This window comes from Haloferax sp. S2CR25 (assembly GCF_031624535.1).
Classification (GTDB): domain Archaea; phylum Halobacteriota; class Halobacteria; order Halobacteriales; family Haloferacaceae; genus Haloferax; species Haloferax massiliensis.
The window spans coordinates 313,080-327,436 of the sequence record NZ_JAMQOO010000001.1 but is presented as its reverse complement, the minus strand read 5'-3'; the positions used below and the strand labels follow the sequence as shown (position 1 = coordinate 327,436).

The window sequence follows — 14,357 nt, the reverse complement described above, 5'->3', positions numbered from 1 at the left end:
CGCGGGGCGACTCCGGCGGGAACCGCTCCCGCCGAGACGCGGCGCTCGACGGGGAGAAACCGGAGACGAGAGGCAGGAGAAAACGGAAACCCGAGGCGACCGAGTCGCTCAGCGGTTGTCGTCGCCGGTGTCGTAGTGCTCGCCCGAGGCGGCCGGGATGCGGGTGCGGCCGACGAGCGCGAGGACGACGAGGACCGTCACGTACGGAATCGTCTGGATGAGCGAGTCGGGAACGCCGTAGCCGGGGACCTGCTGGAGGCGAATCTGGGCGGCCTCCAGCCCCGCGAAGAGGAACGACGCGCCGAACGCGCCGACGGGGTTGTAGTTCCCGAAGAGGAACGCCACGATGGCGATGAAGCCCTTCCCGTTGACCATCGTCTGGTTGTTCCCGACGAACTGGCCGAGGCCGAGCGACAGCGCGGAGCCGCCGATGCCGGCGAGGAAGCCCGAGAGGAGCACGCCCGCGTAGCGGACGCGGCTGACGTCGACGCCGACGGTGTCGAGCGCCTTCGGGTTCTCACCGGACGCGCGGACGTGGCGGCCGAACGCCGTGCGGTTCAGGACGTACCACGACGCCGGGACCGCGACGAGCATCATGTACACCGCGGGGTCGGCGTCGAACAGCGCGCCGAAAAACGGGATGTCCGAGAGGACGGGAATCGTCCACGTCCCGAGGGTCGTCCCGAGGTTGTCGGTGTTGACGCCGCCGTAGTAGACGGTCGCCGCGAACGGCGCGAGGCCGAGCGCGATGAGCCAGACGGCGAGGCCGGCGATAATCTGGTCGGCCTTGAAGCGGATGCAGACCACGGCGAACAGCGCCGAGAACAGCACCGACGAGAGGACGCCGGCGAAGAAGCCGATCCAGATGGCCGGCAGGCCGAGGACGGTCATCTCGGGGCCGACGACGGCCGTGGTGATGACCGCGGTGAACGCCGAGATGATGAGCAGACCCTCCAGCCCGATGTTCACCACGCCGGCCTTCTCGGAGAAGATACCGCCGAGAGCGGCGAAGGTGATGGGCACCGAGAGCCGGAGCGCCGACGAGAGCGTGCTCCGACTGGTGAGGATGGCGAGGAGGTTCCCCCAGATACTGCCCGGGAAGACGAGGCCGAGCAGCGCGATGAGCAGGAAGACGCTCAGCGCCCCGCCGGCGAGGGTCGCTCTGTAAGACAGTTCGGTGTCGCGGAGTCGGTCGATGGTTGTCGTACTCATTCGTCGTCACCTCCGAGGGAGCCGCCGTCCGTGGCCACGGTCTCGCGGTCCGGTTCGAGGTCGATGGCGGAGCCGAGCATGCGGAAGAACTCTGGCATCGCGACGAACAGGATGATGAGCCCGCGGAGGACGCCGACGAGCTGTTTCGGGACGCCGGTCCCGAACTGGACCGCGAGCGAGCCGGACTTGAGCGTTCCGAACAGGAGCGCCGCCGGGACGACCCCGAACGGGTTGTTCCCCGCGAGGATGGAGACGGTGATGCCGTCGAACCCGAGCGCGGGGACGCCGGCCTGCCACTTGCCCATGACCATGAGCACCCAGATAGCGCCGCCCATGCCGCCGAGCGCGCCGGAGAGGAACATGCTCGTGACGGTCGTGCGCTTGGCGTCGACGCCGCCGTACTCGGCCGCTTCCGGCTGTTCGCCGCTCGTCCGGAGGTCGTACCCGAACGAGGTCTGTTCGAGCAGGAACCAGACGGCGACGACGAGCGCGAGACCGAACGCGAGCGCGAGAATCGAGAAGTCGCCGCCCTGCGGGAACGCCACCGGGAGGAGCGTCGCCCAGTCGGGAAGCGGCGTCGTTTCGACGACCTGCGAGTCGGGATTGCCGTAGAACTCGCTGACGAGGACGAACGCGATTTGCGCCGCGATGAAGTTCAGCATGATGGTCGTGATGACCTCGTTGGCGTCGGCGTACGCCTTGAGCGCGCCCGGAATCGCGCCGTAGAGACCGCCGACGAGCGCGCCGACGATGACGGCGAGCGGAATTAAAATGAGGCCGCCGACGAGCCCCGACGGGAGCATCGGCGCGACGAAGAAGGAAAACAGCGCCGTCGCGAGGCCGCCGAGGACGAGCTGTCCCTGCGTCCCGATGTTGAACAGGCCGGCGCGGAAGGAGACGGCGACCGAGAGGCCGGTGAAGATGAGGAGCGTCGTCTCCTTGAGCGTGAGCGCGAACCCGAAGTTCAGCGGGTTCCAGTCGGGGTTGAACGGTTTGAGAATCCCCGGGCTGTTCACGAGGAACGGCTCGCCGAGCGCCCCGTTGAACAGCACGAGGTACACCTCGACGGGGTCGTAACAGAAGCCGGTGCCGAACAGCGTCGTCGCCGCGGTCTGGCACGTCGTGATGCGGCCGGAGACGAGGATGATGACCGCGCCGACGAGCACGGCCATGACGAGCGCGGCGAAGCTGATGAGGATGCGCTCGGTCGCGGAGGCGGCCGTCAGCCGCCGGAGGACGGCTTTCGCGTTCTCGACCGCGCTCATCTGGCGTCACCCACGGGCGGTTCCGCGTCGGTCGCGTCGGCGTCGGGGCGTTCACCGGCCATGAGCAGGCCGATCTCTTCTTCGGTGGTGTCGCGTGGGTCTACGATGTCCATGAGTTCGCCGTCGTGCATGACGCCGAGGCGGTCCGAGAGGCCCTGCACCTCGTCGAGCTTCGAGGAGACGAGGAGCACCGCTTTGCCCTCGGCTCGGAGGTCCAAGAGCCGCTCGTGGATGAACTCCATCGCGCCGATGTCCACGCCGCGGGTCGGGTGGGTGGCGACGACGAGGTCCGGTTCGCGTTCGAACTCGCGGCCGACGATGAACTTCTGTTGGTTGCCGCCGGAGAAGGACTCGGCGTCGGCGTCGGCGTGGGGCGGTCGAACGTCGTATTCGTCGATGATTCGCTCGGCGTGGTCGCGCGCGTCGGACCAGTGTATCCGGCCGTCGGCGGCGAACGTCGCGCTGTGCTGGCTGCCGAGGATGCCGTTCTGAACGAGGTCGAAGTCCATCACGAGCCCGCGCTCGTGGCGGTCCTCGGGGATGTACGCCATCCCGTCGGCGATTCGGGAGCGGCGCGAGGCGTCGGTGATGTCCCGGCCCTTGTAGGAAATCGCCCCCCCGGTCGGCGTCCGCAGGCCGGTGATGGCCTCGACCAACTGCGACTGGCCGTTGCCGTCGACGCCGGCGATACCGAACACCTCGCCCTCGCGGATGTCGAACGACACGTCGGAGACGGCGGGGACGCCGCGGTTGTCCTCCGCAGAGAGGTTCCGAACCGCGAGCACCTCGTCGCCCGGTTCCTGCGGTTCGGCCTTCGGTTCGAGGAGAACTTCGCGGCCGACCATCAGTTCGGCGAGCTCCTCGTTGGAGGTCTCGTCAGCCTGGACCGTGCCGACGTTCTTCCCGTTTCGGAGGACGGTGATGTCGTCGGCGGCGTGCATCGCCTCCCCGAGCTTGTGGCTGATGAAGATAATCGTCTTGCCCTGGGCGGTCAGCTCCTCGAAGACGCGGAACAGCTCTTCGACCTCCTGCGGGGTGAGGACCGCGGTGGGCTCGTCCAGAATGAGGATGTCGGCCCCGCGGTAGAGTGCTTTCAGAATCTCGACGCGCTGTTGAACGCCGACGCTCACGTCCTCGATGGCCGCGTCGGGGTCCACGTCGAATCCGTATCGGTTCGAGAGGTCGATGACCTCTTGGCGCGCGCGCTCCCGGTCGACGGTCGTGTCGAACCACTTGCGCGGTTCGTTGCCGAGGACGATGTTCTCGGCGACCGTCATGGGGTCGACCAGCATGAAGTGCTGGTGAATCATACCGATTCCGGCGTCGATGGCGTCCGCGGGCGAATCGAAGTCCCGCGGTTCCCCGTCCACGCGGACGGTCCCCTCAGTGGGTTCGTAGAGCCCGTAGAGGATGTTCATCAACGTCGTCTTGCCGGCCCCGTTCTCTCCCAGAAGTGCGTGCACCGTGCCGCGCTCGACGGTCAGGTCCACGTCGTCGTTCGCCACGACGCCGGGGAACCGTTTTGTGATTTCGTCGAGATGAACAGCGGTGCTCATCTTGACCCTTTTTTCGGGGGGGTTCGCTTAAACTCGTGGGATTCGAGTCGGCGCGGGAGTGGTCCACACGGAGCGTCGCGGCGGTTATCGGGGAGTTCGAACTGTTCAACCCGCGGGCATGTTCGACTACGCGCGGTGCGGAATCGGCAATATTGACTCCTTCATCCCGGACGCAGTCGCTCGGGGCGCGGCGTCGAAAGAACTGCGAGCGTCGAGTGCGGCGTTACTCGGTCGTCGTCGGAATCTCGATGTCGCCGGCGATGATGGCCTCGCGGGACTCGGAGAGCGCGTCCTTGACGTCCTGCGGGATTTCGGAACCGAGTTCCGCGCCGTAGACGGCGGCGACGCCGTCCTCTTCGAGGCCGAGGGTCGTGGTGGAACCGCCGTTGAACTCGTCGTTGACGACGTTCTCGACGGAGGTGTACACCGCCGACTCGACGCGCTTGACCATCGAGGCGAGAATGACGTCGGCGTAGTTCGGCTCGGTCTGCGACTGGTCGGAGTCGACGCCGATGGCGAACTTACCCTGTTCTTTGGCCGCCTGGAAGACGCCGAGGCCGCTGCCCCCGGCCGCGTGGTAGACGACGTCCGCGCCGTTGTCGTACATCGAGGTGGCTATCTCCTTCCCCTTCGCGGAGTCGGAGAACGACCCGACGTAGGCCACGTCGACGGATATCTCCTCGTCCGCGTGCGCCACACCGGCCTCGTAGCCGGCCTGGAACTTGCGGATGAGGTCGGTCTCGGTGCCGCCGACGAAGCCGACGCTCTTCGAGTCGGGCGTCGTCGAGCCGGAGCCGGCCGAGAACTCCTGGGTCGTGATGAGGCCGGCGAGGTAGCCGACCTGGAACGAGCCCTGCTCCTCGCGGAACAGGTAGCTCGCCACGTTGTCCTCGTCGACCACGTCGTCGACGATCATGAACTGCTGGTCCGAGAAACTCGGCGCGGTTTCGGAGAGGGCGGACTTCTGCGCGTAGCCGATACACGACACGAGGTCGTAGTCCGGGTTCGACGACTGCGCGAACCGGCGCTGGAACTGCGGGAACTCCTCCGCCGCCGAGGGCTGAGCCTCGTCGTAGGCGATGCCGAGTTCCGATTCCGCCTGCTCGATGCCGCGCTTCGCGGCGTCGTTGAACGACTTGTCACCGAGACCGCCGAGCGCGTAGACCATGCCGACGTTGGCCGCCGAACCGGACGACTCGGTCGTCTGCTCGCTCGTCGTGGTCTCCTCACCGCCGGACGACTCGGTCGTCGCCTCGGTCGTCTCTTGGCTCCCCTCGGACGGACCGCCGGTACAACCTGCGAGGCCCGCGATGCCCGCGACCCCTGCCGCTTTGACAAAAGAACGTCTGTCCATATGTATGAACTCCTATTGAGACAGGGGCCGCGAAAATTGCATAAAGGTGTCGTTTCGCGGTTTCAGCGGCGTCGCATCACCACGATTGCAAATCGTCGAGAACGGGACCCCGGTTCACGTCCACGGGCGTCGAGTTCGGGGCGCACCGGGTCGCGTGCGCCGGGGAACCCTCCTCGGAGTCCGCTCAGGCGGCTTCGATTTCGCCCTCGACGACGGCCGTCACCTCGTCGACGAGCGCGTCCACGTCGTCGGCCTCCGCGTACACCCGGATGTAGGGTTCCGTGCCGGACGGGCGGACCAGCGTCCACGACGCGTCGGCGAACTCCAGTCGGACGCCGTACTCGGTGTCGACCGACTCGGGGGCCATCGCGTCGGGGAGCGAGGCTTCGAGCGCCGCCATCGCCGCCCGCTTCTTCTCGTCGGGGCAGGGGACGCTCACCTTGCGGTACGGGCGCTCCGTGACCGGTTCGCGCAGGCCGGCCATGCCGGACTCGGCGGCGAGGCGGGCGATGAGCGCCGCCGACGCGACGCCGTCTATCCACCCGCCGAACGACGGGTGGATGTGCTTCCACGGCTCGGCCGCGAACACCACGTCGCCGCCGTCGGCGCGGGCGCTGGCGATGCCCTCGTGGAGCGCGCCGAGGCGGACCCGCTCGACGCGGCCCCCGGCCTCGCGGACCCGCTCGTCGATGCGGCCCGAGGCGTTCGGCGTCGTGACGACGACCGGGTCCTCGGCGTCGGAGACGCGGACGTAGTGCTCGGCGACGATGGCGATGACGGTGTCCTCGTGGACGACCTCGCCGTTCCCGTCGATGATGACGATGCGGTCGGCGTCGCCGTCGTGACCGATGCCGAAGTCGAAGTCGCCGTCGGCGACGAACGCGATGAGGTCCGCGAGCGTCTCGGGCGTCGGCTTCGACTCGCGGCCGGGGAAGTGGCCGTCTATCTGCCCGTTGAGCGTGACGACGCGCGCGCCGAGGTCGCGGAGCACCTGCGGCGTGCCGAGCGCGGACATCCCGTTGCCGCAGTCGACGGCGACGCTGAGACCGTCGAGGTCCGCCCCGTGTCGCCCGGCGAACTCGACGATCGCGTCGCGGTAGGCGTCGAGGACGCCGCTCGTCCCCGTCGCGCCCCAGTCGTCCCAGTCGGTCGGGGGTGCGTCTGCCTCGACCCGCGTCTCGATGTCGCGTTCGAGGTCGCGGTCGTACTCCTGACCGTCGACGAACATCTTGATGCCGTTGTCCGTCGGCGGGTTGTGCGAGGCGGTGAGCATGACGCCGCGGCGACCCCGCGAGGCGAACGCGAGCGCCGGCGTCGGGACGACGCCCACGCGGGTCACGTCAGCGCCGGCGGAGAGCAGGCCGGCCTCGACGGCGGCGGCGAGGCCCTGCCCGGTCGTCCGTCCGTCGCGGCCGACGACGAACTCGGCGGGAGCGTCCGATTCGAGCGCGGCGCGGCCGGCGGCGCGGCCGACGCTGAGGGCGAGTTCCGGCGTGACTCGCTCCGTCGCGCTCCCGCGGATACCGGCGGTGCCGAAGAGTTCCATAGTCCAGCGTTGGGTGGGTCGTACTTAGATGCTGACGGTTCGGGGGACGCGTGCGAGGCGGGCGCACGGGTCGGTCGGGGGGCTTTGGGAGACGAAAATCGGCCCCCGGACGAGTCGCCGAATCGACCGCCCGAGGCAGCACGCCTTTGACGGCGGCGGACGAAACGGTGGCCATGAGCGAACACGGTCGAACTCGCGCGCACGTCTACGTCTCCGGGAACGTACAGGGCGTCTACTACCGGGCGACGACCCGCGACACCGCCCGCGACCGCGGCGTCGACGGCTGGGTGAAGAACCTCTCGGACGGCCGCGTCGAGGCCGTCTTCGAGGGCCCCCGCGACGACGTGGAGGCGATGGTCGAGTGGTGCCACGAGGGGAGTCCGATGGCGACCGTCGAGGACGTGGACGTCACCTACGAGGAGCCGGACGGCGAGACCGGCTTTCGAATCGAACGCTGACGAGAACCCGACAACCGGCCGATAACATCAACGAGACGGCCAAATCGTTCAAGCGGGGTTCGGGGGACCTGTCCCCATGCGCTTCCGGAACGACACGCGGGGAATCGGCGTCGCCAAACTGTTTTTTTCGCTCGTGACGAGCGTCGGACTCGGCCTCGCGGCGGGCACCGCGTTCCTCATCGTCCGCGGGCCGTTTTTCGCCGGGCCGTCGCTCGCCCCGTTTCCGATGATGACGGCGCTCGCGGTCTTCATCGTCGGCATCGTCGTGCTCACGTGGGGGTCGACGCGGCTGTTCGGCGTGGGAACCGGCGTGTGAGCGCCCCCCGACTCACGCCGGCCGGTCGACGCCGAGTTCGGCCATCGCGCGGACCACGACGTGCGCCTCGACGAGGTCGCGTTCCTCGACCATCGGGTCGTCCGCGTCGTCGATGGCGGCGCGGGCCGCGGCGAGCATGCGGTCTTCCTGCTCGGTCTGGTCGGGTTCGTCGCGGGTGCTGTTCAGGAGCGCCTCGAAGTCCTCGCGGATGCTGAAGTCCGCGCGGGCGACGTTACACCGCGAAAGCGGGTGCATGCCGAGGTCCAGGACCAGCTCGGTGACGAGTTCCCAGTCGCTCTCGCAGAACTGGAGCGTCACGTCGCCGACGATGTCGCGCCACGCGATGGGGGCGGCGTTCTCCATGAGCGTCACCGCTCGCGGGGGGACCGCGATGCGGGCGACCGTCTTCGGGTCGTCGCAGAGACAGCAGGGCTGGTCCGTCCTGCCGGTGTACATACGCGGGGTTAGGATGGGCCGTAGATGTAGCTTCGGGCCGGAGACGCGGGACTCGGCGTCCGGTGGCGACAGGGCGACACGCCGACCGAGGCAGACGCTCAGTGCGTGGAAACGGTCGGGTTCGAGCCCGGGGCGGGGTCGTCGAACCCGAGTAGAGGCAGCGGGAGGCGCGGCCGACTGCGTGCTGGCACTGAATCACGCATTGGGCTGGGCTGGGTATTCTGTGGTGGCGACAGTGGCCACGCCATCTATCTGATTGAACACCGTGCATAAATATCTTCTCCCCTGGGGATACCGCACACTATTGTTGACTATATACTAGTGTGTTTCAACATTCTGGAGTTGGTTATGCATGATTGTCAATCCGGGAGATACCATCCGAGAGCGCTCACCGGGACGCGAATCGCCATCTCCAGTCCGACGGCGTCTGTCGGCGGGTCGCTCGGGAGCGACGCGAGGGGACGGCTGGCCGCGGCGGCGAGGACGAGCGCGTCGAGCACGTCGTCGCGGGCCACGTCGCGGCGGAGCGTCCGGTCCAGCGTCTCGCGGTAGGCGCGCTCGGGGTCGAACTCTGACTGGTCGGTCGCGTCGGCTTCCGAACTGTCGCCGCCGTCCCCGGAGACCTCGTTTCCAGCGAACGCCGTCCTGAGCACGTCGAGGCGGCGGTCACGGCCCTCGGGCGTCGATTTCGGTTCCGAGAGGGGTTCGCCGGCGAACGCGGCGAACGCGAGTTCGGGATGGGACTCGAACACGCGCTGTCGGGCGCGCGGCGTCTGCCGGAAGACGGCGTCGGCCTCGCGGATTTTGGGCACGAGATGCCACGCCTGAATCGAGAGTCCCGCCCCGGTCCGCTCGCGGTTGGCCGCGCTGGCCGCCTCGTGGGAGTCGGCGTCGAGGACGGCCCGGACGGGCGCGAAGAAGACGGTGGCGGCCCGAGAGCCGAGTCGCTCGCGGGCCTCGCGGTCGCACGCCCGGCGGGCGGATTCAGGCAAGCCGATGGGAATATCCACCAGCACTCGCTCGGCGTCGCACTCGCTGGCGAGTTCCCAGACGGCGTCGAAGTCGGCGACGACTCGCACGGCGAGGCCGTCCGCGGCGGCGACGGCGCACACCCAGCCGGACCGACAGCCGTCGACGCCGACGACGGGGCATAATCGCTGTGGCACGGACCGAGCTACGTCCCCGAAGGGGAAGAAACGCTCCGGGTTAGGAGTCGAGCACCGCGGCCGTCATCTGGCGACAGGTATCGCGGAGTTCGTTGAGCGTCGCGTCGACACTCGCGTCGAGCGAGACGAGCAGTTTCACGCCGTCTTCGAGCGGGACCCGGACGATGAGCGTGTCGTCGATGGCGAACGCGACGAGTTCCGGCCCGCCGATGGGCAGGTCTTCGAGCGGTTCGTCGATGGCCTCCTCGTTCGTGAGCGTCGCGACGAGCGTCTTGACGGTGTCTTCGTCGTAGCGGTCGAGAAGCGACTGCTCGAAGAACCGAATCCGCGTCTGTACCGGCTCACACCACGCGACCGCCTGGAGGGTGTCCCCGTACGTCTCCAGAAGCTCCGAGGCCAGTTCGGGCATGGGGAACTCGCCGTCGTCGACGACGGTGACGTCCGCCTCCCGGTCGAGGGCGACCCGCTCGTAGGCGAGTTCGCCGAGGTCCGTCAGCCCGTAGAGTCGCCCTTTCTGCTGTGATTCCGGCACCAACAGCTCGACGATTCCTCGCTCCCGAAGTTCGGAGAGCGCCCGAGACACGTGGGGCTGTGCGAGGTCGGTCTCCGCGGCGATTCGAGACGGCAGTCCCGAACCGTGCTCAGAGAGGTACCGACACACGGCCAGACGGTACCGTGAGCTCGCGATATACCCGGCGGAATCCCACGTCTCGGTCATAATCGAGACTCTCCGCTGGTCGTTTTCATCATGATTGACACGTCCCATATTGGTATCTACTGCCAAGCAGGGTATATCTTTCGAGGGTCGGACTAGAATACCATATATGTACCATATAGCACGGCGGAGCGTGACGTTCCGGCACAGTCAGCCACTAAACACCCTAACTCGACAGTGACTATCAGTACCTACCTACGCTGTAGAAATTGGGTGACGCCGACGTAACCGGATACCTGTGCGGTTACCCGGTAACGTGTATGTCAGCAAACACATATATCAGTTCGGTCTCGTACCAGGTAACGCAATGATAGTAGCTCTTCGGACGACGGACCGCCACACGACCACCGCCGCGACGGAGGTTCCGAGATGAGCGTCGCGCTCCAGTTCGCGTCTCCCGGCGCGGACGTCGCGTTCCTCCTCGCGCGCGTCCTCTTCGGCGCGGTGCTCGCGTTCATGGGACTCAACCACTTCCTGAACCTCGACCACATGACCGGCTACGCGGAGATGAAGGGCCTGCCGGCACCCCGCCTCGGCGTCGTCGTCTCCGGCGGGATGCTCGTCTTCGGCGGGCTCGGTATCGTCCTCGGCGTCTTCCCCGCGCTCGCCGCCGGTGCCGTCGCCGTCTTCCTCGTGGTCGGGACGCCGGTGTTCCACAACTTCTGGGCGGTCCCCGAGGACCAACAGGAGTCCGAGATGACCGGCTTCCTGAAGAACGTCGTCATGCTCGGCGGCGCGCTCGTCTTCCTCGCGCTCACCGGGACGACGTGGTCCTACGCCATCGGCCTGACGCTGTTCTAACTCCGCCGACGGACCCGCGCACGACTTTCGACGCGAACCCCGAACGCACGACCGACGCGTCGCGGTCCCACAGATTCATCGGCGTCCGAACCCACCACACTCCCGTTCATGACCCACGCAATCCCGGATTCGATACGCGCACGCCTCCCGCCGAGTAGCCGACCGCGCCCGCCCGCGGAGGCGAGTCGCTGATGGACGGCGCGCCCGACGCCTTCGGCTCGCCGTACCGCCTGCTTTCGGGGGCCGTGGTGCCCCGCCCCATCGCGTGGGTGAGCACCCGCGGCGACGACGCCGACAACCTCGCGCCGTACAGTTTCTTCACCGTCGCCAGCGTCGACCCGCCGGTCGTCGTCTTCGCCCCGGTCGGCCGCGGTCCGTCGCTGAAGGACACGCCGCGAAACGCCGTCTCGCGCGGCGAGTTCGTCGTCAACGTCGTCACCCGAGACGTCGTCGAGGCGATGAACGAGACGGCCGCGACGGTCCCGTCCGGCGTCGACGAGTTCGACCACGCCGGCATCGAGAAGGCCGAGGCCGTCCGCGTCGACGCCCCGCGCGTCGCCGACGCCAAAGTCGCCTTCGAGTGCTCCCTCTACGACAGCATGGAGGTCGGCTCTTCGACGCTCGTCCTCGGCGAGGTCGTCCACGCGCACGTCGCCGACGAGGTGCTGACCGACGGCAAACTCGACACGACGAAACTCGACGCGGTCGGCCGACTCGCCGGCAGCGAGTACGCGACGACCGACGACCGGTTCGACCTCGTTCGCCCGGACTGACCTCCAGTTACGCGTGGTGATAATGGGGCGCGAAGCTTTATCGCGAGATACGCGGTCTGTCGGAACAATGAGCGACGTGTCGTTGTCGAGCGTGCTCTCGTTTCTCGATACCGACGACGCGGCGACCGTCGTCAAGCGGGTCCGCGCGGCCCGCGGGGAGCGGACGAAACGGAGCGTCCGCGACGGGCGGACGTTCCTGTTTGCGGCCCCCGACAGGGAGTCGCAACCGACCGAAGTCGTCTGGATAGACGTGGAAGCCGCGTTCGACGCCCGGAGCGTCGAGGCGTTCGCCGAGCGCTGCGACGACCGCGGCGTCGACGGGACGCTCCTGACGACCGGCGACGAAGCGCGGGCCGCGGAGACCCTCGCGCTCGCGTTCGCCGCCGACGAACAGCTCGACGAACCCGACGAGGACGGCGACCGCGCCCTCCTCGTCGACCCCGGCGAGGTCGAGGCCCCCATCGACCTCGTGGCGCTTCCCGACCTCGTAGAGGCGCTCGAAGACGCCGACCTCGACGAGGCTATCATCGACGAGTATCACGAGCCGCACGAACCGGAGTTCGAGGACATCGTCGACGAGATCGACGCCGAGGAAGCCCGCGCCGCGGCCGAGGCGGACGCCGCCGAGGACGCCGGCTCCGGTCGCGCGCTCGCGCTCCTCGTCGCGGCCGTGGTCGTCGTGGCGGTCGCCGCGGCGTTCGTCCTGCTCGGTCCGTTCTGAGCGGCGTTCGGACCCAGTTTCGGGGTCACTCACTCGGGGTCTCTGTCACCCGACGGCGGCTCCCCCGCGGGTCGCCGCGCCGCGAGTCGCTCGATTCTGCGAAGCGCGACCGCACAGACCGCGGCGTACGGCCCCGCGAGAACCGGGACTTCGAACGCCACCTCACAGCGGTCGAGACCGATGGGGTTCACGCGATGTCCCGTCGCGCGAACCCCGGCCACGCGCCACGTCCACCGACGGGCCTCGTCGTCGCACGTCTCGATGCTGAACGGGACCCAGACGCCGGCGACGCGGACCTCGCCTCGACTTCCCGCCTCGATTCGCCCGTCGACGCCGCGGACGCCCGACACGCTCGGCCCCCAGTCGGGCCAGTCGGCGACCGACACCAACACGTCCCACGCCGCCGCCGAGGGAACCGAAATCCGCCGGGAGACGACCATTCGCCGCCCCTCAGGCGTTCGCTCCACGCGCGTTCGGGTCCGATTCGACGCACCCCTCATACGTCCTAGTATGCTAATAAGTCGTAATATAACATCGCCGAAATCTTTATCCATGAATCGTGGTAGCAACTACCAAGGCAACACATGAGCAACACGAGTGACCGCCCGAAGACGATGCGAGACGTCAGCCACACGCCGCCGACAGGCGAGAGCGTCACGAACGTCTGGGAGCGAGGGCACGAATCCGAGTCCGCAGAGTAGGCGGCAGAGCAGACGACGCGACGAACAGCAACGAACCATCCGCATCGGGTCCGACCGACCAATCGAACCGAACCCAGCTAATCGACCACGATACGACAACCCACGTAACCGAACGAGCGATACTGCATCGAACTCGACTGTCTCCCGCTGGAGAGGGAGGCCGTGCGACCTTCCTGCGCACCGATTGCGACCGACCCGCGCCGGCCGTCCCGCCGGCGCGCACTCGATTTCCGACCGACTAGAGCCGTCGACCGACTGGACCCGTTAGCCGCCGGAGCCGACGCCTATCGGGACGTTTAACCCCGAGTCCGACGGGCGTTCGAACATGAAGGCCACCGCCAAGGCCCACCCGATTCAGGGCCTCGTGAAGTATCACGGGATGCGAGACACGGAGCGCCGAATGCCGTACCACGACAGCATCAGCGTCTGTACGGCCCCGAGCCACACGAAGACGACCGTCGAGTTCCTCCCCGACGCCGACGAGGACGTCTACGTCATCGGCGGCGAGGAAGTCGAGGGCCGCGGCGCGGAGCGCATCCGAGCCGTCGTCGACCGGGTCCGCGAGCTGGCCGACTTCGACCACCGCGTCCGCCTCGAAAGCGAGAACTCCTTCCCCTCGAACATCGGCTTCGGGTCGTCGGCGTCCGGGTTCGCCGCCGCCGCGATGGCGCTCGCCGAGGCGGCCGGCCTCGACATGACGCGCCCCGAAGTCTCGACCATCGCCCGCCGCGGGTCGGCGTCCGCCGCCCGCGCCGTCACGGGCGCGGTCTCGCACCTCTACTCGGGGATGAACGACACCGACTGCCGCTCCGAGCGCATCGAGACCGACCTCGAAGACGACCTGCGCATCGTCGCCGCGCACGTCCCCGCCTACAAGGAGACCGAGCAGGCCCACGCCGAGGCCGCCGACAGCCACATGTTCCAGGCGCGGATGGCCCACATCCACGCCCAGATAGACGACATGCGCGACGCGCTGTACGACGCCGACTTCGACGCCGCCTTCGAACTCGCCGAGCACGACTCGCTGTCGCTCGCGGCGACGACGATGACCGGGCCCGCCGGCTGGGTCTACTGGCAACCGCGCACCATCGCCGTGTTCAACGCCGTCCGCAGGCTCCGGAACGAAGAGGACGTGCCGGTCTACTTCTCGACCGACACCGGCGCGAGCGTCTACGTCAACACCACCGAGGAACACGTCGACCGCGTCGAGGAAGCCGTCGCCGACTGCGGCGTCGAGACCGACGTGTGGGGCGTCGGCGGCCCCGCCGAGGTGCTCGACGAGTCCGAGGCGCTGTTCTGAGCGCGCGGCCGACCGCC

15 protein-coding genes are annotated in these 14,357 nt (G+C 68.1%); 6 read left to right on the top strand and 9 right to left on the bottom strand.

The window, feature by feature from the left end; translation table 11 throughout:
• Nucleotides 1-108: 108 nt before the first annotated feature.
• The 5 genes from NDI65_RS01630 to NDI65_RS01610 form a co-directional block, all read right to left on the bottom strand.
• Complete coding sequence (locus NDI65_RS01630; RefSeq protein ID WP_310893262.1) at nt 109-1,212, bottom strand: ABC transporter permease; 1,104 nt, start codon at nt 1,210-1,212, stop codon at nt 109-111.
• The gene (locus tag NDI65_RS01625) at nt 1,209-2,477 is read right to left on the bottom strand and encodes an ABC transporter permease (RefSeq protein ID WP_089778029.1); all 1,269 of its coding nucleotides are present in this window, start codon (nt 2,475-2,477) and stop codon (nt 1,209-1,211) included. The genes NDI65_RS01630 and NDI65_RS01625 overlap by 4 nt, the downstream gene beginning before the upstream one ends.
• Nucleotides 2,474-4,033: an ABC transporter ATP-binding protein gene (locus tag NDI65_RS01620; RefSeq protein WP_089778027.1), complete on the bottom strand. Its 1,560-nt coding sequence runs from the start codon at nt 4,031-4,033 to the stop codon at nt 2,474-2,476. Before NDI65_RS01620 ends, NDI65_RS01625 begins: the two co-directional genes overlap by 4 nt.
• Nucleotides 4,034-4,256: 223 nt before the next feature.
• Nucleotides 4,257-5,387 (bottom strand): BMP family protein, encoded by a 1,131-nt coding sequence (locus tag NDI65_RS01615; RefSeq protein WP_089778025.1) that lies wholly within the window; start codon nt 5,385-5,387, stop codon nt 4,257-4,259.
• Nucleotides 5,388-5,571: 184 nt separating this feature from the next.
• On the bottom strand, nt 5,572-6,933 hold the full coding sequence (locus NDI65_RS01610; protein ID WP_089778021.1) for a phosphopentomutase/phosphoglucosamine mutase: 1,362 nt from the start codon (nt 6,931-6,933) through the stop codon (nt 5,572-5,574).
• 173 nt (nt 6,934-7,106) lie between these two features.
• On the opposite strand from NDI65_RS01610, the gene NDI65_RS01605 reads away from it, so the two are divergent.
• Nucleotides 7,107-7,391: an acylphosphatase gene (locus NDI65_RS01605; protein ID WP_089779870.1), complete on the top strand. Its 285-nt coding sequence runs from the start codon at nt 7,107-7,109 to the stop codon at nt 7,389-7,391.
• A gap of 76 nt (nt 7,392-7,467) precedes the next feature.
• Nucleotides 7,468-7,707, top strand: a complete 240-nt coding sequence (locus tag NDI65_RS01600; RefSeq protein WP_310893259.1) for a hypothetical protein — start codon at nt 7,468-7,470, stop codon at nt 7,705-7,707.
• A 12-nt stretch (nt 7,708-7,719) separates the two neighbouring features.
• Here the strand turns inward: NDI65_RS01600 and NDI65_RS01595 are convergent, their stop codons facing one another.
• The 3 genes from NDI65_RS01595 to NDI65_RS01585 form a co-directional block, all read right to left on the bottom strand.
• On the bottom strand, nt 7,720-8,163 hold the full coding sequence (locus NDI65_RS01595; protein ID WP_089778019.1) for a hypothetical protein: 444 nt from the start codon (nt 8,161-8,163) through the stop codon (nt 7,720-7,722).
• Nucleotides 8,164-8,522: 359 nt separating this feature from the next.
• Nucleotides 8,523-9,329 carry a DUF429 domain-containing protein gene (locus NDI65_RS01590; protein WP_310893258.1) on the bottom strand — a complete coding sequence of 269 codons (807 nt, stop codon included), beginning with the start codon at nt 9,327-9,329 and terminating at the stop codon, nt 8,523-8,525.
• A gap of 40 nt (nt 9,330-9,369) precedes the next feature.
• On the bottom strand, nt 9,370-10,047 hold the full coding sequence (locus NDI65_RS01585; protein WP_089778015.1) for a transcriptional regulator: 678 nt from the start codon (nt 10,045-10,047) through the stop codon (nt 9,370-9,372).
• A gap of 366 nt (nt 10,048-10,413) precedes the next feature.
• On the opposite strand from NDI65_RS01585, the gene NDI65_RS01580 reads away from it, so the two are divergent.
• The 3 genes from NDI65_RS01580 to NDI65_RS01570 all read left to right on the top strand — a co-directional run bounded on the left by NDI65_RS01580 (nt 10,414) and on the right by NDI65_RS01570 (nt 12,339).
• A complete protein-coding gene (locus NDI65_RS01580) occupies nt 10,414-10,845 on the top strand; it encodes a DoxX family protein (RefSeq protein WP_188423784.1) in 432 nt (143 codons plus the stop codon).
• A 191-nt stretch (nt 10,846-11,036) separates the two neighbouring features.
• A complete protein-coding gene (locus NDI65_RS01575) occupies nt 11,037-11,618 on the top strand; it encodes a flavin reductase family protein (RefSeq protein ID WP_089778011.1) in 582 nt (193 codons plus the stop codon).
• 67 nt (nt 11,619-11,685) lie between these two features.
• Entirely contained in the window at nt 11,686-12,339 is a 654-nt protein-coding gene (locus NDI65_RS01570; RefSeq protein ID WP_310893256.1) for a hypothetical protein, read from the top strand.
• A 29-nt stretch (nt 12,340-12,368) separates the two neighbouring features.
• On the opposite strand, the gene NDI65_RS01565 is transcribed toward NDI65_RS01570, so the two are convergent.
• The gene (locus tag NDI65_RS01565; RefSeq protein WP_310893254.1) at nt 12,369-12,779 is read right to left on the bottom strand and encodes an SRPBCC family protein; all 411 of its coding nucleotides are present in this window, start codon (nt 12,777-12,779) and stop codon (nt 12,369-12,371) included.
• A gap of 586 nt (nt 12,780-13,365) precedes the next feature.
• On the opposite strand from NDI65_RS01565, the gene mvaD reads away from it, so the two are divergent.
• On the top strand, nt 13,366-14,340 hold the full coding sequence (gene mvaD / locus NDI65_RS01560) for a phosphomevalonate decarboxylase MvaD (RefSeq protein ID WP_310893253.1): 975 nt from the start codon (nt 13,366-13,368) through the stop codon (nt 14,338-14,340).
• The last annotated feature ends 17 nt before the right edge of the window (nt 14,341-14,357 follow it).

Bases quoted from the DNA above. Each gene is read 5' to 3' on its own strand.
- NDI65_RS01630 (WP_310893262.1), bottom strand. From the start codon at position 1,212: ATGAGTACGACAACCATCGACCGACTCCGCGACACCGAACTGTCTTAC.
- NDI65_RS01625 (WP_089778029.1), bottom strand. From the start codon at position 2,477: ATGAGCGCGGTCGAGAACGCGAAAGCCGTCCTCCGGCGGCTGACGGCC.
- NDI65_RS01620 (WP_089778027.1), bottom strand. From the start codon at position 4,033: ATGAGCACCGCTGTTCATCTCGACGAAATCACAAAACGGTTCCCCGGC.
- NDI65_RS01615 (WP_089778025.1), bottom strand. From the start codon at position 5,387: ATGGACAGACGTTCTTTTGTCAAAGCGGCAGGGGTCGCGGGCATCGCG.
- NDI65_RS01610 (WP_089778021.1), bottom strand. From the start codon at position 6,933: ATGGAACTCTTCGGCACCGCCGGTATCCGCGGGAGCGCGACGGAGCGA.
- NDI65_RS01605 (WP_089779870.1), top strand. From the start codon at position 7,107: ATGAGCGAACACGGTCGAACTCGCGCGCACGTCTACGTCTCCGGGAAC.
- NDI65_RS01600 (WP_310893259.1), top strand. From the start codon at position 7,468: ATGCGCTTCCGGAACGACACGCGGGGAATCGGCGTCGCCAAACTGTTT.
- NDI65_RS01595 (WP_089778019.1), bottom strand. From the start codon at position 8,163: ATGTACACCGGCAGGACGGACCAGCCCTGCTGTCTCTGCGACGACCCG.
- NDI65_RS01585 (WP_089778015.1), bottom strand. From the start codon at position 10,047: ATGACCGAGACGTGGGATTCCGCCGGGTATATCGCGAGCTCACGGTAC.
- NDI65_RS01580 (WP_188423784.1), top strand. From the start codon at position 10,414: ATGAGCGTCGCGCTCCAGTTCGCGTCTCCCGGCGCGGACGTCGCGTTC.
- NDI65_RS01575 (WP_089778011.1), top strand. From the start codon at position 11,037: ATGGACGGCGCGCCCGACGCCTTCGGCTCGCCGTACCGCCTGCTTTCG.
- NDI65_RS01570 (WP_310893256.1), top strand. From the start codon at position 11,686: ATGAGCGACGTGTCGTTGTCGAGCGTGCTCTCGTTTCTCGATACCGAC.
- NDI65_RS01565 (WP_310893254.1), bottom strand. From the start codon at position 12,779: ATGGTCGTCTCCCGGCGGATTTCGGTTCCCTCGGCGGCGGCGTGGGAC.
- mvaD (WP_310893253.1), top strand. From the start codon at position 13,366: ATGAAGGCCACCGCCAAGGCCCACCCGATTCAGGGCCTCGTGAAGTAT.